Here is a 13,055-nt window from a genome sequence, read left to right on the forward strand (position 1 = left end):
AGGCGTAATATAGTTAAATCACTTTATTGATAATTATTAGAATAAAGTTGTTAAACCTAAAACAAAAATGAAAACAACTAGGGTTAATCATGAATCGAATCAGTAATGAGTTGAATAAGCTCGTTAATCGCAGTTTAGACCGACACGTTCGACTTGCCGTCACAGGATTGTCTCGAGCAGGTAAAACGGCCTTTATTACTTCTCTTATTAATCAATTACTGCATGTAAGCACGAATGCTCGCCTACCTATGTTTAGTGCGATGCGTGACGGCCATTTATTAGGTGCAAAGCGTGTTCCTCAGTTAGATCTGCATGTGCCTAAATTTGGCTATGATGAAGGAATGCAATCAATTATGTCGACGCCTCCTGAATGGCCTGAGCCAACAAGGGATGTGAGTCAAACACGTTTAGCACTTCGCTATAAGCCTCAGAAAGGGGCATTGAAACTATTTCAAGATACCGCCACTTTGTATTTGGATATTATTGATTATCCCGGTGAGTGGTTATTAGATTTACCGTTACTTGATTTAGATTTTACTCAGTGGTCGGCACAACAAAGCCAAGTATTAAAAGGTAAACGCCTTGAGTTAGCACAGAATTGGCTTGCTAAAACCGAGATGTTTGATCCTTTTGCACCCGCAGATGAAAAGCAGATTGAAGAAATATCGAAGGCGTTCACCGAGTATTTGCATCAATGTAAAGCTGAAGGGGGATTACATTGGGTTCAACCCGGACGTTTTGTTCTGCCTGGTGAATTAGCTGGTGCACCTGTTTTACAATTTTTCCCACTATTGTGGAATAAAAAGTACACAGAAAAACAGCTGATGGATGCGGATGAAAGTACCAATGTTGGGATGCTTAGAAATCGCTATAAGTATTATCAACAGCATGTGGTTAAAGCGTTCTATAACGATCACTTCTCTAAGTTTGATCGCCAAATCATATTAGTTGATTGCTTACAGCCTCTTAATGCGGGACCAGAATCGTTTAATGATATGCGCCAAGCATTAGATCAGTTGATGCAAAGTTTTAAATACGGACGTAGCTCGTTACTGCGCCGACTATTTTCACCGCGTATTGATAAAGTACTCTTCGCTGCAACCAAAGCCGATCATATTACGCCCGAGCAGCACCCGAATTTAGTCGGATTATTACAGCAGTTAGTAAATGAAGCATGGCAAACCGCCTCCTTTGAAGGGATTAAAATGGATTGTGTTAGCTTGGCATCGATTCAAGCGACTGAGCCTGGTTTTGTTAATCACAAAGGTCAGCAAGTCCCTGCATTAAGGGGGATCGATTTGTTAGGTAATGCACAAACTCTTTTTCCTGGAGAAGTGCCAAAACGGTTACCAAACGTTGATTTTTGGCAACAGCAGAGCTTTGATTTTATTAATTTCCGTCCGTTGCAACAGCAAAGTGACGAGCCTTTGCCGCATATCCGAATGGATAAAGCGCTTGAGTATTTGTTGGGAGATAAACTGCAATGAGTGAACCGTTAAAAAGTAAAATTGTTTTTGATGATCCAACCGTTAACCAAGAACAACTCAATATTGCTTCTAAATTGGAGTTTGCTCAACAAGCCGACTTTTTACCTGAAGCAATAGAGCAACAAGAAACTGAAATTGAAAAAGATCTCAAGCAAGTATTAGCAGCGAAACCTAAGCGTCGTTATGGCTTTTTGAAAGGATTAGTGGTTGCAGGCGCAGCAATGGTGGGGTGGCAGACGGTCAACCATGTTGTGACAGCTTATCAAACAGCTGATTGGTTATCGCTTGGCTGGAGTGCATTGGTTGCAGGTATTGCCGTGGCTGGTATTAGTGCATTAGGTCGAGAGCTTTTGAAATTACGGCGGTTAAAATCACGTCAAACAGAGCGTGATGAAGCTCAACTCTTACTTGATGGTGATGGCATAGGTAACGGCAAAGCCTTCTGTACAAAACTGGCACTGCATAGTCAGATTAGTAGTGATAACTATGGCTATGATCGCTGGATGAATTCGTTAGATGCTACGCACAATGATCGCGAAGTACTTGAGCTCTATGATCGCTTAGTGGTCAGCCAGCAAGATAAATTAGCCCGAAAACTAGTGGCAAAATACTCGACCGATGCCGCAGTGATGGTTGCATTAAGCCCATTAGCAGTGGCTGATATGTTGCTGGTGGCATGGCGTAATTTACGCTTAATTGAACAAGTTTCACGAGTTTATGGTGTTGAATTAGGTTACTGGTCTCGGATTAAGCTACTTAAGCTGGTATTGGCTAATATGGCATTTGCAGGTGCATCTGAAGTGATCACTGATTTGGGGATGGATATGCTATCAATGGACTTAGCAGGACGTATGTCTACCCGAGTTGCGCAAGGGGTGAGTATTGGTTTATTGACGGGAAGACTTGGCTTAAAAGCGATCAGTTTAGTACGTCCATTACCATGGTTACCAGGAGAGCAACCTAAATTGGCTGAAATACGAAGCGATCTATTTAAACAGCTTGGCACCAAAGAAAAAGATTAAGTAGATGCGCCTTTATTAAGCACAAATTGAAGCGATAAAGTGGTCAGAGAGAATGCTAATCTTTGACCACTTTTTTTATCGTTATTTAACGATCGCGAGATCTTCATCTCCGGGCGCATAGCCAAATTTAATGTCTTTAATACTGCTATTAAGTTGAATATTACGAATTATAACAGGCATTGAAGTGCCGAGTGCGGTAGACACGCCCGCCCATCCGTTTTCTTGTGCTGATAGCACAATATAAAGTGTCTCTTTCTTTTGCTTAAAATAAAGCACTTTAGCTGCATCTTGGTAGGGGAGGGTTGCAAGAGCTGCTTGTTCTGCAATGTCTTTTAAGTCTATTTTACCGTTACGAGGTTTTTTACAAGTATCAGTAAAGGCTGTTTTATCAAAAGGATCTGTACCACCTGCTTGAATAAAATCTGCCATTTTTTGTTTGTACTGATCCATGTCTTTTGGCAGTGATAAAACAAATTCACCTTTACCACATAGACTTTCTGCTGTCGTCTCGACTTGCTTGGCTGAGCTTTGTGCATAGCAACCAAATAGAGTGATGACTAAGGGAAGTAATATGCTCAGTTTTTTCATGATTTACTCTATTGTTAAAAGAATCAGCTTAACCATAAATAAGAGTTGGGGTGTTAGAAGATTGAAAATTAAATACTTATTTTCTTGTTATGTCGTCAAGATAGCATCTTTACAACACTTTACATTCTCTGAAGCTTATTTACGTTAGAGTCGTTATCGTACCCTTGGGTTAATGATAAGGACAACAAGGTGAATTATTATCCAACGGCAGCCATCATCACTGAGCAACGATTTGGCTTTGGCCCCAAACTGAATGATCAGCATGTATTATCGCTGTCAGAGCAGATCTCAACTAAACCATATATTGATACCGCTCTACAGTCTTTACCTTCGACGAATAATATTTTGGTTCAGATTGGTCTATTTAATCAACAGCGTAAAAAATTAAAAAAATCCCCAAATGAAAAGCGTGCAGTTCAAAAGCAGGTTAATCAATTTTTTAATCTGAGTTATGAACAGCAAGTATCTGCACGTAATCTACAAACATTGCATTCCTCCAATAGTTTTCAAGAACGTTTAATTCAATTTTGGAGTAACCATTTTGCAGTCTCTGCGGATACGCGCAAAGTAAAACCGATTATTGCTGGGATTGAGAATGAGGTAATACGTCAATACTGGAATGGTAATTTTGCCGATATGCTTCAAGCAACGATTAAGCACCCAACAATGTTGATGTTTCTCGATAATAATCTATCGGTAGGACCTGATTCTAAGCTGGGTAAAAAACGTCATAAGGGACTCAATGAAAATCTCGCACGTGAGATTATGGAGTTACATACCTTAGGGGTTGATGGCGGTTACAGTCAGCAAGATGTCATCCAATTAGCGCATGCGATAACAGGCTGGATGGTCAGTTTTGATAAGCAAAACCCTGGTTTTAAATTTGCAGCTTGGGCGCATCAACCTGGTGATGTGATGTTATTAGGTCAGCGTTATGCACAAACAGGGATTGGACAGGGAGAAGCGTGCTTAAAAGATCTTGCATTGCATCAACAAACCGCAAGGCATTTGGCTACTAAATTAGCTCAACACTTTATTGGCCAGCCCAAGAAGGAGCTAGTGGATGATTTAGCCGGTGTTTATCTAAAAAATAACGGTGAATTACAGCCTGTTTATAAGAGATTATTGCAAGAGCCTGAAGTGAATACGGCTGCACCTCTTCGCTTTAGAACGCCTCAAGAATGGTTATTTGCGCTTTTACGTAGCGCTGATCTCAACCCATTGGAACACAAAATTACTCAACAATTGAGGTTATTGGGACAACAGCCATTTATGGCAGGTTCCCCAGCGGGTTGGTCTGATCAAGATAGTGATTTCAATAGTTCTTCAGCGTTGATACAACGTTGGCAAGTAGCAAATACATTTGCGGTGCTTGCGGTAAGAGAAGCGAAGAAGCAAAAAGTCAAACCGCTTCAGTTGGTAAAACAAGTGGTCAATAATCTTTATGGAAAAGATCTTGATCAACATACAGAGCTAGCAATGAATAAGGCTAACGGTGCGATAACGAAGTTAGTTTTATTATGGCTAAGCCCACAGTTTATGTATCGATAGCGAGATCGTGATGGATAATAATATATTTGATCGCCGTATGTTCTTAAAATCTTTAGCTGCGGTTGGGGTATGCAGTGCATTACCATCTGTCGCTTTTGCGAAAACACAGTCGGCAAATATTTTTGTATGGATTACATTGCGCGGTGCAATGGATGGGTTAAATGTGGTTGTCCCCTATGGAGATAAAGACTATTTACCGCAAAGACCGTCGATTGGATTACATAAAAATCAGCTTAATAAACTCGATGATTTCTTTGGTTTACATCCAGCGCTAAAGAGTTGTTATCAGTGGTATCAACAAGGCGAGATGGCTTTTATTCATGCTTGTGCATCACCTTATCGTCAGCGCTCACATTTTGATGGGCAGAAAGTATTAGAAAATGGTACTGAGGATCCGTTACATCGTGATGGTTGGCTAAATCGCTTTCTATCTGTTGATAACAAGCAGCATACGATAGCCATAGATTCTGGTTTACCTTTAATTGTTCAAGGTAATGCCCAAGCTGATAGTTGGTATCCACATAAATTGAAGATTAAGCAGCAACAAGCTGAATTGTTGCAGGATATGTATCAAAGCGATCAGACTTTATCTGACAATTTTATTAATGCACTAGACATTGAAAAAATGGCAGGTCATGTAAAAGGCGGCCAACAATTTCATGTTTTAGCTCAACAAGCAGGGAAATTTTTAACGTCGGAAAATGGACCGAATATTGCGGTATTAGAGTTAGGTGGATGGGATACACACGCAGGAGAAGGCGCGGTTAAAGGTCGTTTAGCGAGCCAATTAAAGAAACTTGATGAGGGACTTTCAGCTTTAAAATCACAGTTAGGTGAGGCTTGGTCGCGAACAGTGGTTATTGCCGCGAGTGAGTTTGGCCGAACGGTTGCTGAAAATGGAACCAAAGGAACCGATCACGGTACGGCTAACGCAATGTTGATAGCGGGAGGTGCGGTGAGTGGTAAAAAAGTGATAACAAAATGGCCGGGGTTAGCTAAATCTCAGCAATATAAAGGGAGGGATTTAGCCCCAACGACGGATATTCGTTCTATATGTAAAACAGTATTGCATTCACATTTAGGGGCAACGAATAAGCAGCTTGATATAGTTTTCCCAAGTTCAAGTGAGCTACCTGTGATGAATGATTTAATCCGCAATAGTTAAAATAAAAGTGCTTGAATCGAATAGGTACTAAAAGCATAACGTTATTTTTTAATTATAAATGACTTGATTCTAAGCTGGAGGCTTGACTCAATTTAGTGTTAGTCGCACACTGATAAAGTGTCAGGAATTGTTGACACCTAAGTGTAAACTCATATTAATACATATATTTCTGTTTGCGGTATGAGTTGAAATTGAAGAATTAAGTCATTGCTTTTTGTTGTTGTTATTCTGATAAGCCGAATGTTTCGCACTTAACAATGGAAAGTTTATATTGAGAAGGCGTAAAGAATGAGACTACAGGTATTTTGTGAAGATCGAGTTGGAATGACTCGCGAGCTACTCGATATTCTGACTAGTCAGGAGATTGATCTTCGAGGGATTGAAATTGATCGCATTGGTATCATTTATCTCAATTGTCCTGAAATTGAATTTGAACAGTTTAGTCATCTAATGTCGCAAATAAGACAGTTAGATGGCGTAACAGATGTGAGAAAAATAAATTTCATGCCGAGTGAACGTGAACATACTGAGCTTTCTGCATTACTTCAAACCTTACCTGATCCCTTTTTTTCCATCGATTTAAACGGAAAAATTGATTTTGCGAATCAAGCTGCTGAAAGGTTGTTAGCCCATCATCAGGGCTCACTTCATCACGAAAATGTTCATACGCTATTTGGCTTTAATGTTCAGCGTTGGTTAGAAACAAAACAGGCTGAAAAACATATTGAGATGGTGGTGATTGCAGGTTTAGATTACCAAATGGAAGTCATGCCTGTTTATATTAAAGATGAAACCGATATACCTGTTTTTGCTAGTGCTCTTATTCTTCTAAAATCACTGTCTGAAGCAACCATGCCGATTGTGACTCGCCAGCTAGATGGAGATAGTGGTTTTGAGCATTTAGTCGGGCAATCATCGCGTTTTAAGCATTTATTAGCTCAAGCGAAAAAGTTAGCTTTATTAGATGCACCGTTATTGATCCAAGGTGAAACGGGAACAGGCAAAGAAATGTTAGCCCGTGCATGCCATCAACGTTCCATACGACGAGAGAAACCATTTTTAGTTGTAAACTGCGTATCTATGCCTGATAACGCCGCTGAAACTGAACTCTTTGGTTTTGCTGGTAGTACAACAGAACCAAGTAAAAAAGGTATTTTTGAGCAAGCGGATGGTGGTACTGTTTTCTTGTATGAAATTGGTGAGATGTCAAAACATCTACAAATTAAATTACTACGCTTTTTACAAGATGGCACATTCCGACGTGTGGGTGAAGAAGCTGAGAAAAAGGTTAATCTTCGTGTAATTTGCTCTACACAGAAAAAGTTACCAGACTTAGTAGCATCAGGTGATTTCCGCGAAGATTTATATTACCGCTTAAATGTTCTTGCTTTAGTTGTTCCACCATTACGTGAAAGATCGGCTGATATAGTACCGTTAGCTGAATTATTTTTAACTCAGTTATCACAAGAGTTACATCAACCTAAACCTCAAATATCTGAGGAATTGGCTGAATACTTAAAGCAATACGCATGGCCTGGTAATATTCGCCAATTACGTAATGTGTTATTCCGTGCGATGACACAACTTGAGAATACGGTCATGACATCAGATGATGTTCAGTTACCTGAAAATGAATCAAGTAGTATTATTAGTGATGAAATATTAGACGGCTCTCTTGATGAGATAATGAAACGTTATGAATCCGGTATTTTATCGAATCTTTATCGCAGTTACCCATCTACCCGCAAATTAGCGAAACGGTTAGGCGTATCACATACTGCTGTTGCTAATAAATTACGAGAATATGGTTTAAGTAAGCGCAGTTAATGACTGCGGATATAAAAGAAAAAGAGATAATAAATATTATCTCTTTTTTTATGATTTCGAATATCAACTTAGCATTTGGCGTTATGCTATTTCATGTTGTGGTTCTTTAATAAGAATGGCGTTACCTGACTCTAATGCAAGTAATAGCTCTACCATTTCAGCACCATAACGATAGCCGCAAAGATTTTGATTGCTATTAAGTACACGGTGACAAGGGATAATGATAGGTATAGGGTTTACATTCTTTGCCATGCCTATAGCTTGGCTTGCAGCTGAATTGCCAATATCAAGTGCGATTTGTTCGTAACTGGATGTTTCACCGAAGGGAATATCAGCAATAGCATGCCATATTTGCTGTTGAAATATCGTTCCTTGAGGAGCGAGAGGGAAGGTGAAGCGTTTACGTGAGCCTAAGAGGTATTCTTTTAATTGCCTTATAAAGGGTCTCATAAAAGAGGGGTTATGTTGCCAGGACTCGTCGGGGTAATAGCCAGGACTATTGACAGTTAACCTTCTTAAGCCTTGATGGTCGGCTAGCAACATAATGCTGCCTAGTTCAGTTTCTATACAATCGTAATACATCCATAACTCACTAAATGCGTTAGTAATTAATAACATTGCTAAGCTAAGATTAACAGATAACAGTTTGATAACATATAACAATATGTTTATTAGTTATGCTAATCTTACGGCAATACTCAGCACCTCTTATTAACATCCTTGTGTCGAGGTAATAGTTTGTTCCATTCAATTATAAACCGTTCATCCACAATTGCGCTTGATGATATAAAAATTAGGCTTATTTCTAGTCAGGATGTGGCAAAGATAACAACGTATTATCAAAAAAATCGCGATTTTCTGAAAGCTTGGGAGCCGATGCGTAATGAATTGTTTTTTTCAGAGCTCGGTTGGCAAAAAAGAGTTGAACAAATCGCTACCTTACATCGTCATGAAATGGCATTTTATTTTGTGATTGAAGACCGAAGCACTGACGAAATTATTGGCGTGATTAACTACAGTAATTTAGTGAAATTTCCTTTTCATGCGTGTCATGTTGGCTACTCCCTTGATCAAGATTATCAAGGGCGCGCTATTATGCGTCGGGCATTAAAAGAGACGGTGAACTGGATGTTCGAAGTAAAAGGTTTTCATCGCATTATGGCCGCTTACATGCCACATAACAAAAGAAGTGCCAGCGTATTACATTCAGTGGGTTTCGAAGAAGAAGGGCTAGCAAAAGCGTACCTATTAATTGATGGTAAATGGCAAGATCATGTTCTAACCTCATTGATTAATCAGCAGTGGACTGCGCCAGCTACGTGGTCAGCGACTTAAAAGAAAAGCAATAAAAAAGGCAACGCGAAGGTTGCCTTTTAGTACATTCTTTTACGAGATAAATAGATTACTCGACAGTTAGGATACGCATATTGTTAGTTGAACCAACAGTATCCATCACATCACCTTGAGTGATGATCACAAGATCGCCTACGTTAACAAATCCAGCATCACGAAGTACATCTAACGCATGTTTTGCGGCTTCTAAACCAGCATCACTATCACGATTGAAAAATACAGGTGTTACACCACGGTATAATGAAGCTTGGTTTAGGGTATTTTCGTTACGAGATAGCGCAAAAATAGGTAAACCGGATGAAATGCGAGACATCATCAACGGTGTACGACCTGATTCAGTCATTGCAACCATCGCTTTTACGCCTTCCATGTGGTTTGCAGCATACATGGTTGACATTGCAATCGTTTCTTCAGGCGATGAGAAGAATCGATCTAAACGGTGGTTAGACACGTTAATGCTTGGCTCTTTTTCTGCGCCTAAACAAACACTTGCCATTGCTTTTACGGTTTCTTCAGGAAATTGACCAGCAGCCGTTTCCGCTGAAAGCATGACCGCATCAGTACCATCTAGTACAGCGTTAGCAACATCCATAACCTCTGCACGTGTTGGCATTGGGCTAGTGATCATTGATTCCATCATTTGTGTTGCTGTAATAACCGTACGGTTTAAGCTACGAGCACGACGAATAAGTTTCTTTTGAACACCAACTAGCTCAGGATCACCGATTTCAACACCCAGATCACCACGAGCAACCATAACAACGTCAGATGCAAGGATGATATCGTCCATCGCTTCGGTTGTCGCTACTGCTTCTGCACGTTCAACTTTAGCGACTAATTTTGCATTTAGGCCTGCTTCAGTGGCTAATCGGCGCGCATATTTCATGTCTTCGCCATTACGTGGAAAAGATACAGCAAGATAATCAACACCCATTGCCGCAGCTGTTAAAATGTCGGCTTTATCTTTATCTGTTAATGCTTCTGCTGAAAGACCGCCGCCTTTTTTGTTGATGCCTTTATTATTTGATAATGGGCCAGCCACTGTCACTTCAGTGTGTACTTTGTTACCTTCAACAGACGTTACTTTTAATTGTACGCGGCCATCATCTAATAACAGGACGTCACCCGTTGCTACATCTTTAGGTAATTCTTTGTAGTCGAGACCGACAGCAAACTGATCGCCTTCGCCTTTAGGTAGGTCACTATCAAGAGTGAATTTATCACCAATAGCGAGCAGGATTTTATCTTCTTTAAACGTAGATACACGAATTTTAGGGCCTTGTAAGTCACCTAGAATTGCTACGTTTTTACCTAGTTTAGCTGCAATTTCACGTACTTGCTTAGTGCGTTGAATATGATCTTCAGGGCTGCCGTGAGAGAAATTCATACGTACAACATTGGCACCCGCCGCGATGATTTTTTCAAGGTTATTATCGCGATCAGTTGCAGGACCTAAAGTGGTTACAATTTTTGTACGTCTTAGGCGTTCAGTCATGTGAAACTCCAATTTATAGAAACGAGCTTTATTGAGCGCTTGGTTTGAGAGTGGAGATCACCAAGTCGGCAATAAAACATGAGATAGTTTTGATACCATATCTCGCTAATTGTGCTTAATGATGTATATCAAAAGACAATAAACTGTCACTTTTTTATTCATTTTTGTTGTAACAAAAAGTATATAATGAAAACGTTTCGAATAAAAAAGCGAAGCTAAGGCTTCGCTTTTAAAGTGTTACAGCGTTGAACTGTCTTTAGAAAAGCGGGAGTCTTTCAGCGACTCTTTTACGCGCTTCAAGTTATCTCTAAACCCGGCACCACGACGGAGTGTAAAACCAGTTGCCAGTACATCAATAACTGTCATTTGTACAACACGGCTCGCCATTGGCATGTAAATATCAGTGTCTTCTGGTACGTCTAGGCAAATAGACAAGGAGCACTCACGCTCTAAAGGTGAGTCTTTTGCCGTAATACCAATAACCGTCGCGCCATTAGCACGTGCCATTTGTGCTATTTCAACCAAACTCTTAGTGCGACCAGTGTGAGAAATAACCACGACGACATCACCATCAGAGCAGTTAATCACGCTCATGCGTTGCATCACAATATCATCAAAACAGACAATAGGAATGTTGAAACGGAAAAACTTATTTTGCGCATCGTGAGCGACAGATGCAGAAGCGCCTAAACCAAAGAAGGAGATTTTTTTCGCCTGTGTTAATAGATCGACAGCGCGGTTAATCTGCATTGTATCGAGACTATTTTTTGCGACATCTAAACACGCCATTGTTGATTCGAAAATTTTAGCAGTATAGGCATCTGGCCCATCCGTTTCTTCAACATTACGATTTACATAAGGCGTACCGTTCGCAAGGCTTTGCGCTAAATGCAATTTAAAGTCAGGGAACCCTTTAGTATCTAAGCGACGGCAAAAGCGGTTAACGGTCGGCTCACTAACATCCGCCATTTTGGCAAGTGTTGCGATACTTGAGTGGATAGCTGTTTGTGGAGAGGCAATAATAACTTCGGCGACTTTGCGCTCTGATTTACTGAAGTGTTCTAAGTTATTTTGTATTTTTTCTATGGTGTTCATAGCTAATAATGCACTTCGTTATTGAATTTCATTTGTAGCAAACTTGTCATCAAGATGCTCGTTTAATGAAACTATACTACTTAATTTTGACTATCTCCTAGCTGATCAGCGCTTTTTAAAGGCTAATTTTATTAGTTTTTGACAGGGATCGCCTTTTGGCTTTCAGTTTTGAAACTCTGATTGATGAATAATTACAAAAAAGCAGCAGATATGGTGAGTTTTTGTATATTCCTTTCATATCTAAGGAATTATTTTACAGCGTGAAAAAATAGAGTGATGTAATTTGTCATCATTTTTAAGTTGTAGCTTAAAGCCTCAGGTCATTGGTGTTATTTTTCTTATATAGATTTGATGGAAGTCGAAGGTGAAAAATGAATGTTGCTATATGCGGTTGTGGTTGGCTTGGTTTGCCTTTAGCAAAGGCATTATATAAAGAGGGCCATAACGTTTACGGAACAAAAAGAAATGTGAGAGAAGCGAATGCTTTAAATGCATGTGGCATACACGGGGTGCCAATGGAATTACCATTAACAGAAGTTGAGCAACTATCGCCTTTAGCAGCGATGTTATCAAGTGATGTGATGGTGATTAATATTGCTGCTGGTCGCAATAGTATTGATAAAGAACAGCATTATCAGAATGTGTTATCCCTTTCTAACGCAGCTTATCAATCAGGGTGTCAGCGCATTATATTTATTAGTACAACGTCAGTTTATGATGGACGAAAAGGACGTGTGTCTGAAGACGATGATGTGATGCCATTAACCGATTCTGCTTTGACGCATGTGAAGATTGAAAATAGTTTGCGTGCTCAATGGGGGGATCAACTAACGATAATGCGGTTATCGGGGTTGATTGGCGCAGACCGTCATCCTGTCAAATTTTTAGCGGGCAGAAACGATTTAAAAGGGGGCTGTCATCCCGTTAATCTTATTCACTTAGAAGACTGTGTTGCGGCGATAGTAAGGTTAATTGGTTTTAAAGATAGTATCTCTGTCTTACATTTAGCGTCTGACTTTCATCCTACCCGTCGAGAATATTATACCCAGATGGCGAAGCAATTATCATTGCCATTGCCTGAGTTTTTACCAGATGATGAAAGTAGTAATGCAAAAGTGATTGATGCTACGAAGACATTAATGAATCTAGGCTATGCACTTAAGCATAGAGATTTGATGCTGTCTAAATAGATAAAAAAAACGCTGAACAACAGTTCAGCGTAAAAATGTGCAATTAAAGGATAATTGCAGTGGCAATGAGGAGTATTGGAAGAAGTTCGACGGCCAGTTAAACAATTCTCACCAATATTATGGATTCTACATATTCAGACTCTGAATTTTAGGTTTGGTTCAAAACTTTTTAAAAAAAATAGTACTCAGGTAAAAAAACACGCAGCAACACCATTTTAACTGTTTAAATCATCTGAATAGATAAAAAAAATCCCATTAAAAATATTTTAATGGGATAAAAAG

The 13,055-nt window shown here is 39.7% G+C and carries 11 protein-coding genes; 7 read left to right on the plus strand and 4 right to left on the minus strand.

The genetic code is table 11. The features are described 5' to 3' along the window. Positions 1–89 precede the first annotated feature (89 nt). Together CTN01_RS14415 and CTN01_RS14420 are read left to right on the plus strand one after the other, a co-directional pair. A complete protein-coding gene (locus CTN01_RS14415; protein WP_045149595.1) occupies positions 90–1,487 on the plus strand; it encodes a YcjX family GTP-binding protein in 1,398 nt (465 codons plus the stop codon). Next, the gene (locus tag CTN01_RS14420; protein WP_107342182.1) at positions 1,484–2,509 is read left to right on the plus strand and encodes a YcjF family protein; all 1,026 of its coding nucleotides are present in this window, start codon (positions 1,484–1,486) and stop codon (positions 2,507–2,509) included. Before CTN01_RS14415 ends, CTN01_RS14420 begins: the two co-directional genes overlap by 4 nt. Positions 2,510–2,590: 81 nt before the next feature. Here the strand turns inward: CTN01_RS14420 and CTN01_RS14425 are convergent, their stop codons facing one another. Further along, the gene (locus tag CTN01_RS14425; RefSeq protein WP_045149597.1) at positions 2,591–3,097 is read right to left on the minus strand and encodes a hypothetical protein; all 507 of its coding nucleotides are present in this window, start codon (positions 3,095–3,097) and stop codon (positions 2,591–2,593) included. A gap of 189 nt (positions 3,098–3,286) precedes the next feature. Here CTN01_RS14425 and CTN01_RS14430 point away from each other — a divergent pair, with 189 nt between their 5' ends. The 3 genes from CTN01_RS14430 (at position 3,287) to tyrR (ending at position 7,640) form a co-directional block, all read left to right on the plus strand. Beyond that, positions 3,287–4,648: a DUF1800 domain-containing protein gene (locus tag CTN01_RS14430; protein ID WP_045149598.1), complete on the plus strand. Its 1,362-nt coding sequence runs from the start codon at positions 3,287–3,289 to the stop codon at positions 4,646–4,648. Between the two features lie 10 nt (positions 4,649–4,658). After that, positions 4,659–5,813 carry a DUF1501 domain-containing protein gene (locus CTN01_RS14435; protein WP_045149599.1) on the plus strand — a complete coding sequence of 385 codons (1,155 nt, stop codon included), beginning with the start codon at positions 4,659–4,661 and terminating at the stop codon, positions 5,811–5,813. 288 nt (positions 5,814–6,101) lie between these two features. Further along, on the plus strand, positions 6,102–7,640 hold the full coding sequence (gene tyrR, locus CTN01_RS14440; RefSeq protein WP_045149601.1) for a transcriptional regulator TyrR: 1,539 nt from the start codon (positions 6,102–6,104) through the stop codon (positions 7,638–7,640). Between the two features lie 81 nt (positions 7,641–7,721). Here the strand turns inward: tyrR and CTN01_RS14445 are convergent, their stop codons facing one another. Then, positions 7,722–8,303 (minus strand): methylated-DNA--[protein]-cysteine S-methyltransferase, encoded by a 582-nt coding sequence (locus tag CTN01_RS14445; protein WP_208598945.1) that lies wholly within the window; start codon positions 8,301–8,303, stop codon positions 7,722–7,724. 75 nt (positions 8,304–8,378) lie between these two features. Here CTN01_RS14445 and rimJ point away from each other — a divergent pair, with 75 nt between their 5' ends. Then, positions 8,379–8,975 carry a ribosomal protein S5-alanine N-acetyltransferase gene (gene rimJ / locus CTN01_RS14450; RefSeq protein WP_045082594.1) on the plus strand — a complete coding sequence of 199 codons (597 nt, stop codon included), beginning with the start codon at positions 8,379–8,381 and terminating at the stop codon, positions 8,973–8,975. 67 nt (positions 8,976–9,042) lie between these two features. On the opposite strand, the gene pyk is transcribed toward rimJ, so the two are convergent. Both pyk and CTN01_RS14460 read right to left on the minus strand, forming a co-directional pair. Continuing rightward, the gene (pyk, locus tag CTN01_RS14455) at positions 9,043–10,488 is read right to left on the minus strand and encodes a pyruvate kinase (protein WP_045127171.1); all 1,446 of its coding nucleotides are present in this window, start codon (positions 10,486–10,488) and stop codon (positions 9,043–9,045) included. Between the two features lie 237 nt (positions 10,489–10,725). Continuing rightward, positions 10,726–11,583, minus strand: coding sequence for a MurR/RpiR family transcriptional regulator (locus tag CTN01_RS14460; RefSeq protein WP_005367039.1), 858 nt, complete (start codon positions 11,581–11,583; stop codon positions 10,726–10,728). Between the two features lie 371 nt (positions 11,584–11,954). On the opposite strand from CTN01_RS14460, the gene CTN01_RS14465 reads away from it, so the two are divergent. Then, positions 11,955–12,773 (plus strand): sugar nucleotide-binding protein, encoded by an 819-nt coding sequence (locus CTN01_RS14465; RefSeq protein WP_045149603.1) that lies wholly within the window; start codon positions 11,955–11,957, stop codon positions 12,771–12,773. Positions 12,774–13,055 lie beyond the last annotated feature (282 nt).

The sequence above is a fragment of the Photobacterium angustum genome, assembly GCF_003026365.1.
Classification (GTDB): Bacteria; Pseudomonadota; Gammaproteobacteria; order Enterobacterales; family Vibrionaceae; genus Photobacterium; species Photobacterium angustum.

What these genes read in the sequence shown, in the direction of transcription:
- CTN01_RS14415 (WP_045149595.1), top strand. Translation starts at nt 90, where the DNA reads ATGAATCGAATCAGTAATGAGTTGAATAAGCTCGTTAATCGCAGTTTA.
- CTN01_RS14420 (WP_107342182.1), top strand. Translation starts at nt 1,484, where the DNA reads ATGAGTGAACCGTTAAAAAGTAAAATTGTTTTTGATGATCCAACCGTT.
- CTN01_RS14425 (WP_045149597.1), bottom strand. Translation starts at nt 3,097, where the DNA reads ATGAAAAAACTGAGCATATTACTTCCCTTAGTCATCACTCTATTTGGT.
- CTN01_RS14435 (WP_045149599.1), top strand. Translation starts at nt 4,659, where the DNA reads ATGGATAATAATATATTTGATCGCCGTATGTTCTTAAAATCTTTAGCT.
- tyrR (WP_045149601.1), top strand. Translation starts at nt 6,102, where the DNA reads ATGAGACTACAGGTATTTTGTGAAGATCGAGTTGGAATGACTCGCGAG.
- pyk (WP_045127171.1), bottom strand. Translation starts at nt 10,488, where the DNA reads ATGACTGAACGCCTAAGACGTACAAAAATTGTAACCACTTTAGGTCCT.
- CTN01_RS14460 (WP_005367039.1), bottom strand. Translation starts at nt 11,583, where the DNA reads ATGAACACCATAGAAAAAATACAAAATAACTTAGAACACTTCAGTAAA.
- CTN01_RS14465 (WP_045149603.1), top strand. Translation starts at nt 11,955, where the DNA reads ATGAATGTTGCTATATGCGGTTGTGGTTGGCTTGGTTTGCCTTTAGCA.